30 protein-coding genes and 1 tRNA gene are annotated in these 17220 nt (G+C 48.5%); 4 read left to right on the top strand and 27 right to left on the bottom strand.

The features are described 5' to 3' along the window. Positions 1-30: 30 nt before the first annotated feature. The 13 genes from PMPD1_RS15615 to PMPD1_RS15675 form a co-directional block, all read right to left on the bottom strand. On the bottom strand, positions 31-315 hold the full coding sequence (locus PMPD1_RS15615; protein ID WP_173634918.1) for a hypothetical protein: 285 nt from the start codon (positions 313-315) through the stop codon (positions 31-33). Beyond that, positions 312-1919 (bottom strand): portal protein, encoded by a 1608-nt coding sequence (locus PMPD1_RS15620; protein ID WP_173634919.1) that lies wholly within the window; start codon positions 1917-1919, stop codon positions 312-314. Before PMPD1_RS15620 ends, PMPD1_RS15615 begins: the two co-directional genes overlap by 4 nt. Continuing rightward, entirely contained in the window at positions 1920-2201 is a 282-nt protein-coding gene (locus PMPD1_RS15625) for a hypothetical protein (protein WP_173634920.1), read from the bottom strand. It lies immediately after the preceding gene. After that, positions 2201-3793, bottom strand: coding sequence for a terminase large subunit domain-containing protein (locus PMPD1_RS15630; RefSeq protein WP_173634921.1), 1593 nt, complete (start codon positions 3791-3793; stop codon positions 2201-2203). The genes PMPD1_RS15625 and PMPD1_RS15630 overlap by 1 nt, the downstream gene beginning before the upstream one ends. A 56-nt stretch (positions 3794-3849) precedes the next feature. After that, positions 3850-4065: a DUF551 domain-containing protein gene (locus tag PMPD1_RS15635; protein ID WP_173634922.1), complete on the bottom strand. Its 216-nt coding sequence runs from the start codon at positions 4063-4065 to the stop codon at positions 3850-3852. A gap of 100 nt (positions 4066-4165) precedes the next feature. Beyond that, the gene (locus PMPD1_RS15640) at positions 4166-4339 is read right to left on the bottom strand and encodes a head fiber protein (RefSeq protein ID WP_435529741.1); all 174 of its coding nucleotides are present in this window, start codon (positions 4337-4339) and stop codon (positions 4166-4168) included. Positions 4340-4424: 85 nt separating this feature from the next. Beyond that, on the bottom strand, positions 4425-4928 hold the full coding sequence (locus PMPD1_RS15645; protein WP_173634924.1) for a DNA-packaging protein: 504 nt from the start codon (positions 4926-4928) through the stop codon (positions 4425-4427). Between the two features lie 3 nt (positions 4929-4931). After that, positions 4932-5129 (bottom strand): hypothetical protein, encoded by a 198-nt coding sequence (locus tag PMPD1_RS15650; protein WP_173634925.1) that lies wholly within the window; start codon positions 5127-5129, stop codon positions 4932-4934. After that, the gene (locus PMPD1_RS15655; protein ID WP_173634926.1) at positions 5126-5503 is read right to left on the bottom strand and encodes a hypothetical protein; all 378 of its coding nucleotides are present in this window, start codon (positions 5501-5503) and stop codon (positions 5126-5128) included. The genes PMPD1_RS15650 and PMPD1_RS15655 overlap by 4 nt, the downstream gene beginning before the upstream one ends. A gap of 79 nt (positions 5504-5582) precedes the next feature. Continuing rightward, positions 5583-6119, bottom strand: coding sequence for a Rha family transcriptional regulator (locus tag PMPD1_RS15660; protein ID WP_173634927.1), 537 nt, complete (start codon positions 6117-6119; stop codon positions 5583-5585). Positions 6120-6286: 167 nt separating this feature from the next. Next, entirely contained in the window at positions 6287-6751 is a 465-nt protein-coding gene (locus PMPD1_RS15665; RefSeq protein ID WP_173634928.1) for a lysis protein, read from the bottom strand. Then, complete coding sequence (locus PMPD1_RS15670; protein ID WP_354292649.1) at positions 6741-7244, bottom strand: lysozyme; 504 nt, start codon at positions 7242-7244, stop codon at positions 6741-6743. Before PMPD1_RS15670 ends, PMPD1_RS15665 begins: the two co-directional genes overlap by 11 nt. Before the next feature lie 5 nt (positions 7245-7249). Then, complete coding sequence (locus PMPD1_RS15675; RefSeq protein ID WP_354292650.1) at positions 7250-7498, bottom strand: class II holin family protein; 249 nt, start codon at positions 7496-7498, stop codon at positions 7250-7252. Positions 7499-7682: 184 nt separating this feature from the next. Between PMPD1_RS15675 and PMPD1_RS15680 the strand changes: the two genes are divergently transcribed. Beyond that, entirely contained in the window at positions 7683-8135 is a 453-nt protein-coding gene (locus PMPD1_RS15680) for an AcrIF11 family anti-CRISPR ADP-ribosyltransferase (RefSeq protein WP_173634929.1), read from the top strand. Between the two features lie 243 nt (positions 8136-8378). On the opposite strand, the gene PMPD1_RS15685 is transcribed toward PMPD1_RS15680, so the two are convergent. The 14 genes from PMPD1_RS15685 to PMPD1_RS15740 form a co-directional block, all read right to left on the bottom strand. Further along, a tRNA-Thr gene (locus PMPD1_RS15685) sits at positions 8379-8453 on the bottom strand. 232 nt (positions 8454-8685) lie between these two features. Then, positions 8686-9519, bottom strand: a complete 834-nt coding sequence (locus tag PMPD1_RS15690; protein WP_173634930.1) for an antitermination protein Q — start codon at positions 9517-9519, stop codon at positions 8686-8688. Next, positions 9516-9635 carry a YlcG family protein gene (locus tag PMPD1_RS22930; protein ID WP_494338253.1) on the bottom strand — a complete coding sequence of 40 codons (120 nt, stop codon included), beginning with the start codon at positions 9633-9635 and terminating at the stop codon, positions 9516-9518. Before PMPD1_RS22930 ends, PMPD1_RS15690 begins: the two co-directional genes overlap by 4 nt. Then, positions 9632-10216 (bottom strand): recombination protein NinG, encoded by a 585-nt coding sequence (locus PMPD1_RS15695; RefSeq protein WP_173636251.1) that lies wholly within the window; start codon positions 10214-10216, stop codon positions 9632-9634. The genes PMPD1_RS22930 and PMPD1_RS15695 overlap by 4 nt, the downstream gene beginning before the upstream one ends. Further along, entirely contained in the window at positions 10200-10415 is a 216-nt protein-coding gene (locus PMPD1_RS22935) for a protein NinF (protein ID WP_494338254.1), read from the bottom strand. The genes PMPD1_RS15695 and PMPD1_RS22935 overlap by 17 nt, the downstream gene beginning before the upstream one ends. Beyond that, on the bottom strand, positions 10312-10611 hold the full coding sequence (locus PMPD1_RS15700; RefSeq protein ID WP_173634931.1) for a dATP/dGTP diphosphohydrolase domain-containing protein: 300 nt from the start codon (positions 10609-10611) through the stop codon (positions 10312-10314). The genes PMPD1_RS22935 and PMPD1_RS15700 overlap by 104 nt, the downstream gene beginning before the upstream one ends. Further along, positions 10608-10781 (bottom strand): NinE family protein, encoded by a 174-nt coding sequence (locus PMPD1_RS15705; protein WP_173634932.1) that lies wholly within the window; start codon positions 10779-10781, stop codon positions 10608-10610. Before PMPD1_RS15705 ends, PMPD1_RS15700 begins: the two co-directional genes overlap by 4 nt. Next, complete coding sequence (locus PMPD1_RS15710; RefSeq protein ID WP_173634933.1) at positions 10765-11049, bottom strand: MarR family transcriptional regulator; 285 nt, start codon at positions 11047-11049, stop codon at positions 10765-10767. The genes PMPD1_RS15705 and PMPD1_RS15710 overlap by 17 nt, the downstream gene beginning before the upstream one ends. Positions 11050-11067: 18 nt before the next feature. Further along, positions 11068-11595: an NUMOD4 domain-containing protein gene (locus tag PMPD1_RS15715; protein WP_173634934.1), complete on the bottom strand. Its 528-nt coding sequence runs from the start codon at positions 11593-11595 to the stop codon at positions 11068-11070. Further along, positions 11588-12019, bottom strand: a complete 432-nt coding sequence (locus PMPD1_RS15720) for a NinB/YbcN family protein (protein ID WP_173634935.1) — start codon at positions 12017-12019, stop codon at positions 11588-11590. Before PMPD1_RS15720 ends, PMPD1_RS15715 begins: the two co-directional genes overlap by 8 nt. A gap of 471 nt (positions 12020-12490) precedes the next feature. Next, complete coding sequence (locus tag PMPD1_RS15725; protein WP_173634936.1) at positions 12491-13939, bottom strand: DnaB-like helicase C-terminal domain-containing protein; 1449 nt, start codon at positions 13937-13939, stop codon at positions 12491-12493. Next, a complete protein-coding gene (locus tag PMPD1_RS15730; RefSeq protein ID WP_173634937.1) occupies positions 13929-14831 on the bottom strand; it encodes a DNA replication protein in 903 nt (300 codons plus the stop codon). The genes PMPD1_RS15725 and PMPD1_RS15730 overlap by 11 nt, the downstream gene beginning before the upstream one ends. Before the next feature lie 167 nt (positions 14832-14998). Continuing rightward, positions 14999-15277, bottom strand: coding sequence for a CII family transcriptional regulator (locus PMPD1_RS15735; RefSeq protein ID WP_173634938.1), 279 nt, complete (start codon positions 15275-15277; stop codon positions 14999-15001). Positions 15278-15381: 104 nt separating this feature from the next. After that, entirely contained in the window at positions 15382-15597 is a 216-nt protein-coding gene (locus PMPD1_RS15740; RefSeq protein ID WP_173634939.1) for a helix-turn-helix domain-containing protein, read from the bottom strand. 100 nt (positions 15598-15697) lie between these two features. Here PMPD1_RS15740 and PMPD1_RS15745 point away from each other — a divergent pair, with 100 nt between their 5' ends. The 3 genes from PMPD1_RS15745 (at position 15698) to PMPD1_RS15755 (ending at position 17161) form a co-directional block, all read left to right on the top strand. Further along, positions 15698-16381 (top strand): XRE family transcriptional regulator, encoded by a 684-nt coding sequence (locus PMPD1_RS15745; protein ID WP_173634940.1) that lies wholly within the window; start codon positions 15698-15700, stop codon positions 16379-16381. Between the two features lie 63 nt (positions 16382-16444). Then, positions 16445-16828 carry a hypothetical protein gene (locus PMPD1_RS15750; RefSeq protein WP_173634941.1) on the top strand — a complete coding sequence of 128 codons (384 nt, stop codon included), beginning with the start codon at positions 16445-16447 and terminating at the stop codon, positions 16826-16828. 3 nt (positions 16829-16831) lie between these two features. Next, complete coding sequence (locus PMPD1_RS15755; RefSeq protein ID WP_173634942.1) at positions 16832-17161, top strand: hemolysin XhlA; 330 nt, start codon at positions 16832-16834, stop codon at positions 17159-17161. Positions 17162-17220: the final 59 nt, after the last annotated feature.

Consider the following 17220-nt stretch of genomic DNA (forward strand, 5'->3'; position numbering starts at 1 on the left):
TTCCTCAATAAAAAACCCGCCGTAGCGGGTCTATTTCTTTGTTCTTTGCTTCGATTTCTCGATAGCTTCGCCAGAGAGGTTGATCAACTTAACCAACTGTGCACCGATGAATCTTTTCCCTTCTGCAAACGATGTATCTCTGTCGCTGTTTGGCCGGTAGCTCAAATCGTAATAGCCTGACATTGTCATCATTTCCTTAAGGATTAGTTGCTGCTGCTCAGCCGTAGCATCTCCTTTGTGCATGGCTTTCAGGGCATAAACAAATGGAAGGTTCCTGGCCCACTCATAAGGCTCATATGGTGGTGGGATTGTCATCCTATAGCCTCCGCTGCCTGTGATGCTGCAGCAATGTTTTGCATAACATCAGCACCTTGCTGAACACCTTCGACAGCTTGCTGGGTTTGCTGCTGCTGAGCCTGCTGCTGGATAATCTGGTCAGCATCATCCTCGCTTCGCATCCACTTAGCCGGGACACCAAACCCATCCATCGCATCTCGGAAAGCAGTGCGAATATCAACATCTGCTGTAACGCTTGGATCAATTTGGGCGGCAATACCAAGCATCTGGGCCGTATTTTGCAACAGCCCCTGTTTTTCCTGGCCTATCGCGGCTTGAAGTGGACTTTCAAATGTAAACTGAACGTCCTGGCCTCTCAGTGCGTCGGGTATGTCCATTGGTGACCCGAAAGCACCGCCTCGCATCAACAGGTCAAAGGTCATTTCACAGAGGTCGCCGTTATACTCATACTCAATTGGCGCGAATATTGGCAAGGCCTGGCGGATATACTCCTGAACACGCTGGCTTACTTCGTACGCTGTCATCTCTCTTACGTCGGGAAGAGACAGTTTATCGAGGTAGAAGGCCTGAGAAATCATCACGCGAACATCATCGCGGATGTTTATTCCTGCCGGCAGGTTTGACGATTTGCCAAATTCGCTAATCACATTGCGAATGTCGGTATCCATCTCTATATCAGCCCAGGTGATACCGCCAGCCATCAGATTAAAGTCATCACGGAACACCTCCCGGCTCGCTACCATTGGGGGATCTACCGCTTTCTCACCAGCCTCCAGCAACACGCGGCTTATTGACTGAATCAAGCGCGCGTCAGGGAGTGCAACTATAGTTGCCGGGGAATATGCATACTGAGAACCTGCTACAGTCTGCCAGCGTGGTATAACGTAAACGCGATGAAACACACCCGTTTCTTCCATTACGTGCTGATTTTCAACATCGATGTAAATGGAAACGTACGGGGTTTTAAAACCTTCATATTGCTCGGAGGGAATAACTATGTGCCTGCACTCAACCTCGCGATACGGCTCTTTTTCTATTGAATCGTTAATGCGCGGATGAACTTTGCTGCCAAAAATATTCTTTAGGTCTCGTACGGTTGGTTTCCATTTCCGATGAACTGTATCTATTAACCCCTCGGCATTCTCACACCACGCCATATCACGCAAGTGCCAGCATCGATATAAGAGCCCGTCAGCATTTTTATTCAGTTCAACGCTAATCGCGCATTGCCCGAAGGCGGCGTAATCATGATCGGCTTCTTTTGTTGCCCTGACGAATTGAGTGCGACGGTCATACATCGCCCGAAACTGGACATCTCTCGCCCATTCCAGCCAGACTTTAGATGCATGATCATTGTTATCTTCATAACCTGTTTTAAGGTTAAACCACTTATCTCTTCGCAACATTGAGGAGAAAGAATTGCCCAGGTCGCGGCGAGCCATCACCGGGTAGGACGTCATGAGATGGTCGGCAAATTCATCACCGAGCGAGCGGCAAACGGTGAAGTCAGCACGCTCAGGGTAGAACTGCTCAGCGATTTCCTGCCATAAGTTGAGTATTGGCGACTTCTTACCAAACAAGTGATCGCCCTGCTTGATGAGTTGCTGAGCATTGGATTTCATTTAACCACCTAATCTGTCCGTGAGAATCGTGCTGGCGCGACCGCTTCGCTGCATCTGATCAGCTGTCTTGCGGCGGCGAGCCGCTGTCACTGCATCAGTGTCTTCAGTTGGCATTACCGTTGTTGCCGTTTGCGTCAAATCCGGCTCATCAGGCTCTGCAGTGAGGCTATCTACTGTTGGAAGTCCTGCCTTAGTAAGCGCCTTGTCGCCGAACTTAATTGCCGGGTCCAGCGTGCTGACTACGCTATGCACCTTGCGTACTGCTTTAGCTACTCCGCCCATTAGCGTTTCCTCTTTGCTGATGTGTGCCCAAGGTTCACCTTAGGTGAGCCCCTTTGCATTCTTGATTTATACCCGCCTCTTACATGTTCTTGCTTCTCGCCATCGAACCACGCCATAACAACTGCATCGCCATCATCTGTAGACCTTCCAATCCTGTCTTTGAGTTTTTCCTTTGGCTCGAGCTGGATAACGCCTCCATCATGAGAGCGCTTAACTTCATATGATGGAGCTGTCAGGTCGGATAGAAGCGTCTGGTCAGGAGGTAGGGCTATCTGAGAGCCGCCCGGCTGATCCGGGTTGAGCGCATCACGCAGAGACCAGTAAGCCTCTGTGCGTACGTTGTAAAACTTGAGTTTCTTATCCTGCGTGCGCCTGACAGACGGCTTTACCCCCATGTACGAAACAGCATCAACGCCGTTCTCTCGCAGATGGGCATAAGCATCACCACCCCAGCCGCCACCGATATCAATGATGACCTTTGCGCCGTCTCGTCTTTTGGCAATGACGATACCAGCCACATCTGTTCCTCCAGGAGTTTCTTTGCCGGGCACCTTAATTAACTCGGCAAACCATGAATCATGGCGCTTGGCCAGCACCGTGTTGTCAGAGCCCCCCTGAGCTACGTCCACTCCGATAGAGCTCATTGGCACGCCAACAGGTGGTTGAGATGTCCATCTCGCCATTGCAGCCTGAACCCATGCGGTTGGGATACACTGATTAGGTTCGTCCTGAAGTGATGCGCGGAACTGTCCGTCACGATATGCATCGCGCAGTTCCTTCGGAAGGTTATTCAGGATGCGGGCATATTCACCATCCGCAGCAAGGTCAGGGTTATCACTGAGCTTCGCAGGAATGAATGTTCTGCTCTTTGCCTCTACCTCGAAGCCACCGATTAAATGCGGCCCACGACCTTCTACTTCGACTTCTTCCCCATGCTCATTACGCAGATACCAGCGCAACTCTCCGGGCTTAGCCGGGTTAGGGTGTGACGGGTCTAGCCAGGCTCCCCAATGCTGGATAACCCATAATCCGCTGGCAGACGTAGGCGGATTTCCGGTGCAAACAACACGACATCTTTGACCTTTCGTTGTCGAACGGTTCCAAATCGTGATGAACTCATACTGCGATTTAAGGAAGTCGGTAATCTCATCAAAGCAAATCAGATCGTGCGGGTCGCCTTTATAACGCTGCTTATCCTCTTCGAGTTCGCAACCACCGAACTGAATTAACTGCTTGCCGTTACGCCAGATGAGGTCAGAACCATTCCAGCCCGTTCGATTGCCATCAAACAATTTTCCGATTAACTCAGCCTCAGCGAGTTTCTGAGCATCAGCGCGAACACGTCGCAGTAGTAACGAACGCTCGTGAGACGTGACCGCCAGCCCGTTAATCAGCGCTGATTTTCCGCCACCAGCTTGCCCGCCATAGAAAAGCTCATCAGCCTCACAGTAATAAGCGTCTGTTTGTGGGCCGGGATTTGGTATCCATAGTTGATCACCTGTTGCCGACATCACTTCCTTTTCGACTTCTGCCAGTTGAGCAGGCGTAAGCCCTGAAAGGCGATTCAGTACGTCGTCAAAAGAGATAGTCATGGGATATTCCAGGCAATAAAAAAGGCCGCCTAAGCGACCTCTCTTTTCATTCTGTTTTAATCATCGGGGTAAATCAGCGGCATCCAGTGGGTAACCTTGCTGGAACCTGACTCAATGAACGCTGTTGTTCTCTGCCAGTAAGAGCCCATACAGGATAGCTTAAAAACATCACCAGTATCGCTAAGCGCAATTACCTCTTTCGACCACTGACCTTCTTTGCTTTCTGGTAGTTGGCGCTCAACACTTATCCATTTTCTTACGTTCTCATCCATAACAACCTCGTCTAGTTGCTCGTCAATGTTCGCTATGGCAGGCAGTGACGATACTGCTTTTCGACTGGCCGGTCTAGCCATAGCGTATAGGGTTGTCAGATTAGGAGGAAGCGATGACACCGGCAGAACGAAGGGATGCCAGGAGCGCATTAAGTGTAGTGTTAACGCCATCGACATCAGTAGCCGCACTATTAGAAACAGCCGCCCCCAACTTAACGCCGCCGATCTCGGCAGAGGTTGCCTCAGGAAGCACATATTCGCCCCCACTTAAAATCTCCCCATCAAACACCAATTGGCATTTTCCGTTCTCATCAGGAGCAGTAATTCCTAAGCGGTTACCATGAAGCGATACGAGAATATCAGGCATTGGAATTTTCCTTCATTGATTTAGTTAGGATGAACGCGAGTCGGCGGGCGACATCTGTCATGGTGGAGTCTTTAGTTTCTACTGTCCCGGAGTGCTCAGTTGCATGGCTGTCTTTTAGCCCAAGGTCACGGGCGATGATATTCGCATTAAGCAGATCAGCAGCCGCGCCAGAAAACTTCTGGTCATAAATAACTTGTTCTGCTCGCGTTACGACTTCAGATAAATCATCTCTTTGGCGGTACATTCGCCACGTTTCCAGAGTGATATCGAGAAAAAGAGTGAGCCCTGTAAGGGTCATAGCCCTCATTTTTGCCACTGGCTCCTGTGTTACTTCACCCTGATAGTTAAACGCCTTCATCTCCCATAATGGATGCTCTTCGACCCATTGAAAGTATTCACAGCACGCAGACCAAAGGGAATCGGCAGACTCAAACTTTGGGCTTCTTCCGTGGCTGCTGCGAGCCTCCCAGAACTTATTCCCCTTTGGAGCCGCCATCTGTTACTCCTTCTCAAACAAACCTTTCAGATACGCTTCAAGCTTTTTTAAGCGCTCTTCAATGTCATCAATGGCGATATGAGCACTGGTGCAAAGCTGGACAGCCGCATCCTTCAGGGCAGTAGCATTTGGATTAGCAACTGCTTTCGCAGCATCGTTTAATGTGGTTTCTTGTTTCGTTTCGGTTGCTTTGGTGGTCATGTTGACTCCTGTTGCATAAATTGAGAGAAATGAGAAAACATTCTGTCGAGGAGGTAGCAGTACGGTTCATTTGCATCGCCGGGGTTAGTTGTAACTCCAACGTCGCTACAGCAGTAGAAGGTTGCGTGAGCGCATTCATGAACCAGGGTAGACAGGCTGTTATCGAATACTCCAATCAGGTAGAGATTCTCACCCGTGGCATCATTAACGAACTGCCTGCATCGACCTACGCTCACGGATAAATCAGCTGGAGGTAGCCCAATAGATGCCTCTGCCTGAATCCACTCGTCTTTGCTGCGGCAAAGATAAATATTCGCTGAATTGAACAGGGGAACCAGGTAACGGGGCAACTTCGGCCATTTAGCTTTTGCCATGCCGTCTCCGGAAGTAATTATCAGGCGCACTCGTAAATGCGCCCTGTGATGAAAGCCGTTGTGAAAGTGGCTCTCGAAGCTATTTTTGCAGGTCAGGAATTGTCACTTGCCCATGATTTTCCAGACGTTCGATGCGAGCCAGTAAAGATGGTTTCTTCACCCTTCCCCAGCGGTTCAGTAAACGCCCCGACATGCTGGCAACATCTTTCTCTTTCATATATTCCAGCATCACCGCATTCCGCTCTGCTTCGTAGCTTTCGCTGTATTTCCGCAGTTCTGCTGTCATCCAGTTGAAAGCATTGATATATGCTTCTTTCACTGCGTCAGCTTTAGCGCCATTAAACCCCATGACAAGCATAACAAACCCGCTGAAGTCCATCGTGTAATAGGTCTGCTTCTTGTAAAAAACACCTAACTCATTGATTCTCTCGGCAACGCAAAAATGCGTTGTCCTGAATGCATCTGAGCAATGACTGTTTTTTAATGCCCTTAATACATCCGCATGTCTCTTACCGAACGCTTTCGCTATCTGAAAGGTATCAGTTACCGGCTCACCATCTGCAGCTGATACCAACTGGCGAAAATCAAACTCAGGGATTACTGATAAATCGTTCATTGCGTTTACCTTTTTGAAATAGAGCCTGCCGCATAGAGAACCAGCCCCAAGAAGCTCGCCAGCATTACTGGTGCTCTCAGGCTCTACATCAAACAGGTCTTGGGATTTGCGCTGCGGGCGCGGGGATTTACTACGGACGAAAAAAAGCCCCGCTAATGCGAGGCTCGTTACTTCTGGATAGCGCGGATATATTCCTGCAAACCGGTTATTTGCTTATTTGCTGTTTCGATTCGTTCCCGGAGGGTGAAATAATCCCGTTCAGCGGCGTTAGTAAGTCCGGGGCTGGCAGCAGCATCCATGCTGGCGGAGGTGGAGGAGTCGGACACTCGCTTACATGTGGCGTTGATACGCAGCCGCTTAATGCCATCAACAACATCGCGCTGCAAATCATCGATCGTTTGTTTTGCATCTGCGAGTTCCTTTGTGTATTTCCTGTCGATTTCAGCAACTGATTTTTGGTCAGCCTGCATTTTCGTGATTGTTTGCTGACGTGTTGCTGCTAACTGCTCTGCCTGCCTTCGCTCGGCGTCTGCCGTTTTATATGCAGAATGATAGTGCTGAGCGAGAGAACAAAAGATTGCGGCTAAACCTGCAAGCGCCAGCCACATGATGAGACGCCAGTTAAAGGTCATTAGCATCCTCCGCCAGGCATAGCGAACGTTCCATATCGCGTCTGTTCATCAAACCACGCCATTTCTGCCCGCCTGCATAAACCCATCTGCGCATTTCATCGCAAGCTCCAGCCTGGTCACCTGCATTGAGTTTTTTCAGTAGTGTTGAGTTCGAGAAAGCACTGACGCCGACATTATAAGTAAAACTGTAGAGGGCGGCACGCTGATACTCACCGAGATGCACTTTAACCAGTGGGTCAACCTGCTCTTTAACTTGTCTGACCCGGTTCCACAACAAACTGTCGCATTCTCGATCAGTGTAATGCTTGCCCTGAATAACCCCCTTCCCTGTTATTCCATCGCAGACAGTCCAGACCCCGACCACGTCTTTGTATGGCTCATATACGCGACCTTCAACGCCATCCTTGCCACCTAAAAACAATGTCGTAATTGCAATGGCACCGCCGCCAGCCGCAGCGATTAACTTATTACGCAAGCCTGATGACAGGGCCATAGCGTCTACTCCTCAAGCTTTTCAGTGGGAATATATCTGCGCGTCTCCAGTGCTCTTATCTGAGCGAGAGAAACTTTGCGTTTAAAGTAAAAATTGATACCAGCAGTGATGAGTGCCACGACAATACCAGCAAGCACTCCGACCGCACTCCATTCGTCAGGGCTGAGCCTCGTCAGCAACCCGTTCGCGACAGTACCGGCTGACGCGCCGTATGCCACGCCAGTTGCTAATTTGCTCATATGATTAATGCTCATGATCACCTCCGGTCATGCCGGTACGGTGGTGTGTGTTGTTAGAAAGGAGAAAGCGCCATCGCCAAAAGCACGGGTGAGTAAGGGATGGTAATTGGCGAGGCGCAAAATTGGTTGCTAAATAACTTGCAATGTAATCATTTTTTGATTACATTAATTGCATCGAAACGGAATGCAGGAATTTACAATGAAACTCTTTCACGGCTCTTTCAGCGACAAAGCACCGGTTATCAAAGTTGGTGAATTCGCCATGTCAGGCGACAACGTGTTTGACGGTATTTTCGCAAGTGCTGATTCTGATATTGCCGCATCCCACGGTGACTTTGTTCACTGCTACAACATAAATTCTGTAGCCGATAGTGCAGCACTGAATGACCGCATTGGCGAGGTTGTTGCTTTTCTTGCCAGTGAAGTCGAAACCGATGATGCTGAAACGCTGGCATATGCCATCGCTGATGATGAATGTGATGACCGTTTCGCTGATTTACTTACTCCACGTTCATGCACGGGTGATGCGGGATGGGAAATGCAGCGCCTGCGTGGCCGCGTGGCCGCCCATCTCGGATTTGATGCCGTTGAAATGAACGACGAGCACGGCACAAGCTATCTGATCGTAAATCCTTCAATCTTCGCGGAGTGATGCATGCTTTTACACAATTACATCAACGACACTTTCGGCGGGAATCAATCTGAATTCGCACGCCATATGGGAGTAAATCGTCAACAGGTAACGCGCTGGATCAATGAGTCGTGGATAGTCATAAATGATGTTATGTACAGCCCGCGCCGTGAAATACCAGAATATACTTCTGACGGACGAAGTGCTGAATAGATTCCCCGACGCTAAGCGGTAGTAACTGTCATCGTCATGACCGGGGATGTTTGGTGCCGGGCAAAGGAATCGAACCTCTGACTCACGCATTACAAGTGCGCAGTTCTGCCACTGAACTAGACCGGCGAATTGGTGCCACCACAAGACAGCATTCAGACCCTAAATATTATCTGAGGCCGGGTGTGGTGGTCTTTCAAGTCCCATACGGGCACGTAAAACAAAAAGCCCCGAGCTATTAACTCAGGGCTTTCTTCTTTGTGCTTAACAACGCACGCAACTTCAACTGTTGGGAATCATAACCCCAGTTTCGGGAAAAGTAAATAGCTCACAACAAAATAATGAGCTATTTCTGATTGAGCTATGAAGTCACCTTGTTAAGCGCGGTATTGGCCCATGATTCTTCAATCTCAAGCTTACCAATTAGTTGGTCATAAAATGGCTTTGCGCTTTTTTTCCATGTATCGAGGCTTATAGCGTCAGTGATGCCGCAGACTGCATTATGCGCATCGGTTGATGGTATTCGTTCATAGCCACGACCGCAGCAGCGCTTGCAATCACCCATAACCGGCACTCCCTGCCTTTCCGTTTCAGCTTTCATCACGGCCCGGCCACGACCATTGCAGTCGCGGCACGCTGTTGAGACGACGCCTTTCCCAAGGCACCGCTTACAGAGCACGCGAACTACCTCCTGAACCTGTCGGCGCTTTTCATATGATGAAGGTATAAATCCTTCAACACCCATGCGTACCGATGCCTTAACCACCTCTTTAGCAGGGAATGGCGTGTATGATTTAGTACTGAACACTTCAGCATCTATAAATCCCTCCCCATGACAGCAATCACACGGCTTCACGCTTGCTGCGCTCCTGCAATAATCCAGGTACGCATAAGTTGCGAGCGTTTGCATAACCGCTGGCTTAATATCACTGTCGAGCTTGCGAAGGGCTGCAACCCTGTCGCAGATTGTCAAAGCATATTCAGTTAACAGGGATACGGCGCGTGCGGCGTCGTTCTCACTTATCCCGACCTTCCCCATAAATGCCGAATATCCCATTGGAGCGCGTGCCATTGTCATACCCATAGCGGCGATGTAATCAGTGCCGATCAGCGGCTCTGTCGATGTGCATCGGGATGTGGGATTGAAGTTTGATGTCTTCGCGTAGTGAAATTTTACCGTTGATTCAAGGCTCACCCTTTCCTCCTCAGAATATGGCTAAAGTGTTGCAATATCCGGTAGTCGAACTGAAATGATTCTTTGCTGCGATACATGCGGAGTAGTAACCACTTTCGCCTGAGATAGTCGCTCATGCCGCTTCCTCCCGCTGTTTAATCAACGCCCGTAATTTCGCTCTGTACAGCGCCCTAATGCTGTCCAGTTCTTCTCTGGTGTATCGGTGAGGTGTGTTGTTAGATTCGAGCGCAAGGACGCGCTGAGGGCCGATTTTTTCTATGAGGTTGATACGGTACTGCTGTTGGTTGCCGGATAGCTGGACGTTACAGCGATGACATTGTTTCGATATATTGTCTTCGTTATAACGGATGTGCGATGCCTTGCCTCTTGACCGGTAATGCCCCGCTTCCCACTGAACCGTTTCCCACGTTCCGCAACTGATGCACGGAAGCTCTTTGTCCCTTTCCCGTATGTAGTCATTGACTACGCGCTGCGTTAAGTCTTCCCAGTGCTTTAGCGGCTTCAGTTTGGCTTTACGCTCACGCCATTCACGACGAGATTTAGCCTCAGCCTGTTTCTGCTGATTCTCTTTCTGTCGTTTCTGGAATTGGTAGGCGCAAGGGCCGGAACAAACAAACTGAAGGGGTCGGGATGGGATGAATTTATTTTTGCAGGATTTGCAGGTCTTCGGTTTCGGCGACTTAATCACTTTCGCCATCATCACCTCCATACATGTTAGGGTCTGTCATTTCGTAGAAAGCCGAGCAATCGCTGCAGACGTAACATTCATCCGGTGATAGCGGCATGCCGCAGTCACAGCAAATTTCTTCGCACATCATCGCTACCATCCAGCCACAGAAGAAATAACAGGCAGCAAATAGCATGTGCCAGATGCGGCAACCCACTTTCTGAATCATTGCGTTCGCCGCCCCACCAGGCTGTTATGTGGCGCATTGCGGCATCGAAATAACGGGTCCGGGCATCCGGTACCGTTTTCCAGTTATCAACCGCATATTTCTGTGCACCAAATTCCAGCACATCGATAACAGGTTTCAGCGTTCCTAGTGGAATGAGGCTAAATCGCCATTTTCCCGCGTCGTGTTTAGTTGTCATCTCGGCATCCTCATCTTGTCGTCCACACGCGCACGGATACCGCCGATGTAATCAAAGGTGACTATCTGGCTGGCGGTTGGAATTGGCTTGGGACGGTTTCTGCTGCGGCGGGTAGGTCGGAATATAGCGTTCTGCATAGCAAGGTAAGTGACGCTAATTTGTCGCCGCATAAGCCGCCCTCACGCCAGAAATAAGGTCGTTGAATTCCTGCATGTTTGCTCTGATGCCGAAGCCTGCCGCCTGCTCCGCCTTGTGATAGAGCATGCCGTTATGTCGTTCTGGGTCGGCTTTCTTCTTAACGACGCCATCGCGCACAAAGCCCGCCAGTAAAATCCGCACAGTGTCTTTCTTCGCATGCGCAAATGAAGCTATCTGTGTCGATGTCATCCAGCCGCCATTGCTCAGCGCTTCGATGACTGATACCTGTGTTTTAGTCATTCTGTTTTTCCTTCAGTTTTAGGCATATTCCCACATCATGCTGCGGTGAGATTTTTGCCTCCCGGTGATCGAGTTATGAACCAGAGACGGGTTGCACCCATAGCGCCTAGTTGATTGAATGGAAGGATACCAATATCCAATTTCAGCACCACTTGCTTGAACTGTGGTCTTATTTAAATTCATGAGACCTATTTCATTGGCGTGTTTCATATTCATTTCATGCGTGCACCACTCTAGATTTGAAACAATATTATTTCTTTTGTTTCCATCGATATGATTTACATGTGGATAATGATTTGGATTGGGGATAAAAGCCATTGCAACAAAACGATGCACTAAGTAATGTTTTGATTTTAAAGAAACCCTATCATATTGATGTGTTTTGCACAGACCGAGAATTCTTCCTGTGTATAGTTTCTTAACCCAAGTCTTTTTATCTCTTCCGCATGTATTTATCATTCTGGTTATACTTCTAACCCTGCCAGCATCACTGACCTCATAAAACCCCTCTAATCCTGGAACAGGCAGCCATTGTTCATCACTCATTGATTAATCTCTTTGTGTGGTATTCAGAGTTGGGTGGGATGCGAATTTTTATGCCTTTGGTTAAACACCAGACCTCAATCCTCCTCAGATAAAATGTCATTTCTTCGGTATCAAGTAGCTTCGTAGAGCGAACTATTTTGGATTCACCAAGTATTTCGATCTCTTTTTCGGGACAGAACATTCCCTTTAGAAATTCGTGAATTTCTTCATCACTTAATTTCTCAGTTGAAATCGCATTCACTTGGGTGGAAATATCTGAATTCCACATCCACATAAGGCTGTTCTGTGAGAGGCTGCGTTTTTCCGACCACGGTTTGATTATGAGGCGGTAACAATCACCAGATTCGAGAAGAGGTTGAAGCTGTTGGCCTATGGCCGCGAAGTTAGTTTTATGGAGTCTGACGCCCTCTTTCGGTATTTGCATTGGTCACCTCTCATCCCCCTTAACGGATATTCCTGCTCTGGTACCCTCATTGGTGAGGGTACCATCACTCTTCCTCAGGTTGGCGCTGGCATGCCATGCTTTAAACGCGAGGTGAACGCCGAAAATCACGTAACAATTCCTCCGCTCAAACCTATCCCGCTCAAGCTCGGTTTTGTCTGTCATAAAGCCTCCTGTGGTATTTCTACAACATCTGCAAGCCGGGAAACGGCTGTAATGCATATGCCATCAAGATGCTTATTTTTATTTTTTATCTTCTCCTCCATGCTTTCGATGTCCTCTATTCTCGGCGGAAGATGATCGTTACGGTAATTGAATATTCTGCCAGCACCACGACTATGCACAAACGAAACGAGATATACCTGGTACATCACTCCCTCCCCGCCCTCAACCAAAAAATAAGGCCCGCTATCGTTAGCAGGCCCTTTATTAGCTCTGCTGTGTAGGCGATCATCAGAATCCCCCCTTCTTCGCATATGGTTTCTGTTCTTGCTGCGGTTTTTGACGCTCTTCACGTTCTGCCCTGGCCGCATGTTGATCCATGTCGTAAATTGCTCCGTCTTTTTGCAGGCAAAACACTGTCCCGGTGTTTCCGTGTCGGTTCAGTCGCAGAAGCAGTTCGGTTTCGCCTGGAGGAACTTTATCGTCGTATGAGCCCTCGCGATGGATTCCTACCCAATAATCACAGTCCTGTTCAATCTGCCCTGTGTCACGTGAGTCGCTTGGCAATGGGCGCTTATCGGCGCGTTGCTCCAGCGAGCGGTTAAGCTGCGACAGCAGCACGACAACGCACCTAAGTTCTTTGGCGAGGTTCTTCAGTCCTTTGGTAATCATGCCGTAGGCCAGATCGTTCCTGTCCGCTTTCTCAGCTTTCATCAGCGTCAGGTAGTCAACCAGCACCATGCCAACACTTCCCCTCTGCCGCTTAACCTTGCGGCATTCAGCGACGATGTGGGCCAGAGATAATCCAGGGGTGTCGTCGATGTAGAGCAGGTCAAGATCGCGCAGCCGGTTCGCAGTAGCAAGGGCTTTCCCAAAATCCTCATCGTAGTTACCCTGGTAGGTATCATCGGCATCGTCCGTTGCTGGCATGTAGAAAATATTTGGGTTGACGCCTGACTTTTGGCCCACCAACTTCTCAAGAATCTGGTCAGCAGGCATTTCGAGACTGAACATCAACGCTGGTTTATTTTCACGAACAGCGCAGTTAATCGCCATTTGGCTGTAGAGTGTTGTTTTTCCTTGTTTGGGTCTGGCACCAATTACGAACAGCGACCCCTTTACCAGTCCTTTCGGCGATAGCATGCGGTCGAGTGACGGGATGCCGGTACTGAGTCCGCGCTGCTCACCTGTTGCGGAAAATCGTTTGTCCAGGTCAACTACCCAATCATCCATAACCTCTCCGAATGAGCGTAATCCGCGCTGTTTTCCGGTTTTGGCATAATCAGAAATGCTGGTCGTCAGGGTCTGAATCGCGTCGAATTTTTCTGACGCCGTCATCCCGTTTCTTGCATAGAGCAAATCAGCGGCTTCGTTTAGCTTCGCGATCCCGTAACGTTCCATCGCGCGCTCACGAACAACTCGCGCATATTCAACAATGTTTGCCACAGAGGGAATATTTTTTGAAAGCTCTGCCAGGTAAGCAAAGCCGCCAGCCATTTCCATTAGAGATTTACTTTCAAGTGAGTCCGACAAGGTCAGCAAATCAACCGGCTTATTGGCTTTAAGCAGAGAGGTTATTTCTTCGAAAATCAATCCATGGGGACGGCTGAAAAAAGACTCCTTCTTGAGCATGGCGATTGCTTTCAGGCTTCTTTCCTGCCCACCATCCAGCATTATCCCACCAAGAACCGCTTGCTCAGCTTCCAGGCTGTGTGGTGTGGTGATAATTTCATCGGTCATCCTTGTCACCCTCCCTGACTTCGACGTAGAGTTTTGCTTTCAGGAAGTCATCAAACTTCTTACGCCGCCATGTTTGCCCGGTTCTCTGATCCGGGCGGTCTTCAAGCATCCATCGACAGTTCCGGCTGATGTACTGCAAATAACCCCTGAAACCTTCCATAGTGAGTGGTTGTCCATCATCAAGGTCGCGGGCAATCTTGTTGGCCTTCCCCCAGAATGTCCTGATCAGGTTACGGCGTTCGTCTGTAAGTGTTCTCCATCCCCTCGCTTCTGGTAGTTCGTCTTTCAGACATTGCCAGACTTCTTCGCAAGAAATCCTTTGCTTCTGCTCAGGCGATTTTTGGCTGTGAGTTGCACACTCAATATCTTTAGATATTGAGTTAGTATTTAATAATTCTTTATCTGTGGACACTGGCTGGACACTGGCTGGACACTGTTGCTCATCAGCCCTTACCTGATGCGGCTTTCCGCTGGACACTGGCTGGACATCGGCTGGACACGAAAATTGCTGATATTCGTCGTATTTGACCACTTTCAGAATAGTAAATCTGTTGTTCGATTTGGTAGTTATCATCCCAAGATTGGTATATTTCCTGAGGAGCGATTTAACGCGATCTGGCTCAATTCCGGTTTCGAATGCCAGTGTATTTCTGCCAGTGATGAACTCACCGCGTTCACACAAAACATCGCCGATATCAGTCGATACGAGCGTTTGCTCATGGTTGGCGCGGAGAAGTAGATGAACCCACAAATGCGCCGCTTCAGGGTCTTTATAAAATGGCACATCCATAATTTTTCTGTGCAGCAAGGCAAACCCCTTACCGACTGGTTTCGGTGTCTCCTGATGCCGCCTGGCCTGTCTGGCGACGGCTAGATTGGTGACGTTGCTCATTTTCCCTTCCCCCTTGCCTTCGCCGCTTCCAGTGACTGCCTAAGTTTGCTTGCTGAAAGTGAAGAAAAACTCCGACAGAAAGCCTCACGAGCCCGCTCTTTATAGCGTTCGAATCTTTGATATTTATCGGGTTTCATGTATAATTACCTTGTTGAATTTATTGCAAATCACGCCTCGAAAAGCTCGCTACTTTCCGGGGCGTTTTCTTTTGTGAGCAGCCGTGCTACCTGCTTGGCCAGACTCGCTAGTTCTTCGTCTTCCACTCCCCATTCCAGAACCGCCAACAGCATTGACATGCGCGGTAGTAGCGATTCTTTCCAGCGGGTGATCTGCGATTTGTCCACGCCAACCGCTTCGGCAATGTTTGCCACGCCGCGAATAGCGATTTTGCTCAATAACTTGCTTTCAATTGCACGCGCTTTATTGCGTGTTGTTGCATGTTCCATTACTTACTATCTCCTGGTGTTAAGACGTGGCGTAACCGTGGGGTTTGCCACTAAAGGCTCCAGACCTTCCGGAGCGGGTTCAGAGTTTTAAAGAGCGATCGTGCTTAGGCGGATTTGCCGTCTTTTTCGCCATAAAGAAGCCAGTGCGGGTCGCACTTAAGAGCCATGGCTAACTCGACCAGAAAACGGGGTCGCTTTGTCAGTCCTGATTCAACCTGCTGTATGGTCTGTTGTTTTGTGCCAGACAACTCAGCAAGTTGAGATTGGGTAAGATTTAGCTCAACACGCTTCTGTTTGAGTCGGTCGGATAAAGTTTCCATACAACCTCCTAACAAACTTATTTGTATTTTATTGTCAAACTAACTTGTTTGTCAATTACCGTGTTTCTTGTAAGGATGGCGTATTGCAAGAGAGGGATATATGAGTATTGGCATCAGGGCTAAAAACAGACGTATAGAGCTTGGATTAACACAAGCTGAGGTGGCTCAGAGAGCAAAAACATCTCAGCAAGCCATACAGCAGCTTGAGGATGGAAAAACTCAGCGTCCACGCTATTTGCCTGAATTAGCAACAGCTCTGAATTGCAGCATTAAATGGCTCACTACCGGTAGCGATGGGGATGCCATACCTGATGAGAGTGAGTGGGGTTCTGTCGAACCTTGGGATGATGAAACCCCCTTACGCAACGATGAGGTAGAAGTTCCATTCTTAAGGGATATTGAATTCGCATGTGGGGATGGAAGCGTGTCCGATGAGGATTATAACGGATTTAAAATTCGATTCTCAAAATCCACGTTACGCAGAGTGGGTGCCAGGACGGATGGCGGTGGCATACTATGTTTCCCGGCTAGAGGTAACAGCATGGAGCCATACATTCCTGATGGAGCTACGGTAGCTATCAACTGCGATGACAAAAAAATCGTAGATGGCAAGGTTTACGCCGTAAACCAAAATGGCTGGAAAAGGCTGAAATTACTTTATCGCGTAGGGCCTGAACACGTAAGTTTGCGCAGCTTCAACAGCGAAGAGCATAAGCCCGAAGATCATGCGATCAACGATGTGGAGATTATTGGACGCCTCATCTGGTCGAGCACAATTTGGTAGCAATGGCCGGGCGAGACGCTTGGGTGGGTGGAATAGCAATTTTGAATGCGTAGAAGAGGAAAAATGGAAGAGTCAGAGATTGATAAGCGCGAACGAGAGCTGATGGAAATTTTGTGGAAAAAGTTCAAAGCATTATCACCTGAACTTTTCGCAAGGTTTCTTTCCCAAAAGGGAGTTCCTATTGTCTCCTGCCCTATTTGCAATCACATTGACATGGCGGTTCCACAGGTGAGCGAGCAAGTATATGAGGGCAATAAGGCCACTGGAAAATGGATCACATACGTTAATCCTTCAAAGGTTAGCTCATTTGGATTTGAACCATTACACTCGCTACTTCATTACAATTACAGACTAATTTGTAAAAATTGTGGTTATGAAAATAGATTCTCCGCCTACCCCGTTCTGACATGGCTTGAGAATAATGACAAAGAAAATAATGCCGAGTAGACTATGATTCAAGATAAAGACGATGCAAATGTTGTCTGGGGTGACTTCCCTAAACGTGGAGGGGGAGATGATGGAGGTAACGATATGCAAGTTAAAGTTGCCAGATTAGAGTCATACGTTGAATATATAAAACGCGATATTTCAGAGTTAAAAAAGGATGTTAAGTCCATTGATTCAAGGCTTTCAGGCATTGAGACGGGCATAAAATCACTTAAAACTACACTTAAGGCATCAGCCGCTGTAGCAAGTGTAGTCTTCGCTTTTTGTGCATATGTTTTTGGTAGTTATGTGACAAAAATTCTTGATGCACTAAATGGACTTGTCTTGAAATAACCCGGCCACCGCGCCGGGTTTTTTGTGCCTACCGATCACCACCCGGTCAACACCCTATC

Origin of the sequence: Paramixta manurensis, assembly GCF_013285385.1 — a bacterium.
GTDB classification, from domain to species: domain Bacteria; phylum Pseudomonadota; class Gammaproteobacteria; order Enterobacterales; family Enterobacteriaceae; genus Paramixta; species Paramixta manurensis.

What these genes read in the sequence shown, in the direction of transcription:
- PMPD1_RS15705 (WP_173634932.1), bottom strand. Translation starts at nt 10,781, where the DNA reads ATGCGGCGACAAATTAGCGTCACTTACCTTGCTATGCAGAACGCTATA.
- PMPD1_RS15655 (WP_173634926.1), bottom strand. Translation starts at nt 5,503, where the DNA reads ATGGCAAAAGCTAAATGGCCGAAGTTGCCCCGTTACCTGGTTCCCCTG.
- PMPD1_RS15745 (WP_173634940.1), top strand. Translation starts at nt 15,698, where the DNA reads ATGAGTATTGGCATCAGGGCTAAAAACAGACGTATAGAGCTTGGATTA.
- PMPD1_RS15695 (WP_173636251.1), bottom strand. Translation starts at nt 10,216, where the DNA reads ATGGCGAAAGTGATTAAGTCGCCGAAACCGAAGACCTGCAAATCCTGC.
- PMPD1_RS15740 (WP_173634939.1), bottom strand. Translation starts at nt 15,597, where the DNA reads ATGGAAACTTTATCCGACCGACTCAAACAGAAGCGTGTTGAGCTAAAT.
- PMPD1_RS22935 (WP_494338254.1), bottom strand. Translation starts at nt 10,415, where the DNA reads ATGATTCAGAAAGTGGGTTGCCGCATCTGGCACATGCTATTTGCTGCC.
- PMPD1_RS15700 (WP_173634931.1), bottom strand. Translation starts at nt 10,611, where the DNA reads ATGACAACTAAACACGACGCGGGAAAATGGCGATTTAGCCTCATTCCA.
- PMPD1_RS15660 (WP_173634927.1), bottom strand. Translation starts at nt 6,119, where the DNA reads ATGAACGATTTATCAGTAATCCCTGAGTTTGATTTTCGCCAGTTGGTA.
- PMPD1_RS15750 (WP_173634941.1), top strand. Translation starts at nt 16,445, where the DNA reads ATGGAAGAGTCAGAGATTGATAAGCGCGAACGAGAGCTGATGGAAATT.
- PMPD1_RS15625 (WP_173634920.1), bottom strand. Translation starts at nt 2,201, where the DNA reads ATGGGCGGAGTAGCTAAAGCAGTACGCAAGGTGCATAGCGTAGTCAGC.
- PMPD1_RS15710 (WP_173634933.1), bottom strand. Translation starts at nt 11,049, where the DNA reads ATGACTAAAACACAGGTATCAGTCATCGAAGCGCTGAGCAATGGCGGC.
- PMPD1_RS15670 (WP_354292649.1), bottom strand. Translation starts at nt 7,244, where the DNA reads ATGGCCCTGTCATCAGGCTTGCGTAATAAGTTAATCGCTGCGGCTGGC.
- PMPD1_RS15665 (WP_173634928.1), bottom strand. Translation starts at nt 6,751, where the DNA reads ATGACCTTTAACTGGCGTCTCATCATGTGGCTGGCGCTTGCAGGTTTA.
- PMPD1_RS15735 (WP_173634938.1), bottom strand. Translation starts at nt 15,277, where the DNA reads ATGGAACATGCAACAACACGCAATAAAGCGCGTGCAATTGAAAGCAAG.
- PMPD1_RS15725 (WP_173634936.1), bottom strand. Translation starts at nt 13,939, where the DNA reads ATGACCGATGAAATTATCACCACACCACACAGCCTGGAAGCTGAGCAA.
- PMPD1_RS15645 (WP_173634924.1), bottom strand. Translation starts at nt 4,928, where the DNA reads ATGGCGGCTCCAAAGGGGAATAAGTTCTGGGAGGCTCGCAGCAGCCAC.
- PMPD1_RS15630 (WP_173634921.1), bottom strand. Translation starts at nt 3,793, where the DNA reads ATGACTATCTCTTTTGACGACGTACTGAATCGCCTTTCAGGGCTTACG.
- PMPD1_RS15755 (WP_173634942.1), top strand. Translation starts at nt 16,832, where the DNA reads ATGATTCAAGATAAAGACGATGCAAATGTTGTCTGGGGTGACTTCCCT.
- PMPD1_RS15720 (WP_173634935.1), bottom strand. Translation starts at nt 12,019, where the DNA reads ATGCAAATACCGAAAGAGGGCGTCAGACTCCATAAAACTAACTTCGCG.
- PMPD1_RS15650 (WP_173634925.1), bottom strand. Translation starts at nt 5,129, where the DNA reads ATGACCACCAAAGCAACCGAAACGAAACAAGAAACCACATTAAACGAT.
- PMPD1_RS15675 (WP_354292650.1), bottom strand. Translation starts at nt 7,498, where the DNA reads ATGAGCATTAATCATATGAGCAAATTAGCAACTGGCGTGGCATACGGC.
- PMPD1_RS15715 (WP_173634934.1), bottom strand. Translation starts at nt 11,595, where the DNA reads ATGAGTGATGAACAATGGCTGCCTGTTCCAGGATTAGAGGGGTTTTAT.
- PMPD1_RS22930 (WP_494338253.1), bottom strand. Translation starts at nt 9,635, where the DNA reads ATGAGCGACTATCTCAGGCGAAAGTGGTTACTACTCCGCATGTATCGC.
- PMPD1_RS15635 (WP_173634922.1), bottom strand. Translation starts at nt 4,065, where the DNA reads ATGGATGAGAACGTAAGAAAATGGATAAGTGTTGAGCGCCAACTACCA.
- PMPD1_RS15620 (WP_173634919.1), bottom strand. Translation starts at nt 1,919, where the DNA reads ATGAAATCCAATGCTCAGCAACTCATCAAGCAGGGCGATCACTTGTTT.
- PMPD1_RS15615 (WP_173634918.1), bottom strand. Translation starts at nt 315, where the DNA reads ATGACAATCCCACCACCATATGAGCCTTATGAGTGGGCCAGGAACCTT.
- PMPD1_RS15680 (WP_173634929.1), top strand. Translation starts at nt 7,683, where the DNA reads ATGAAACTCTTTCACGGCTCTTTCAGCGACAAAGCACCGGTTATCAAA.
- PMPD1_RS15730 (WP_173634937.1), bottom strand. Translation starts at nt 14,831, where the DNA reads ATGAGCAACGTCACCAATCTAGCCGTCGCCAGACAGGCCAGGCGGCAT.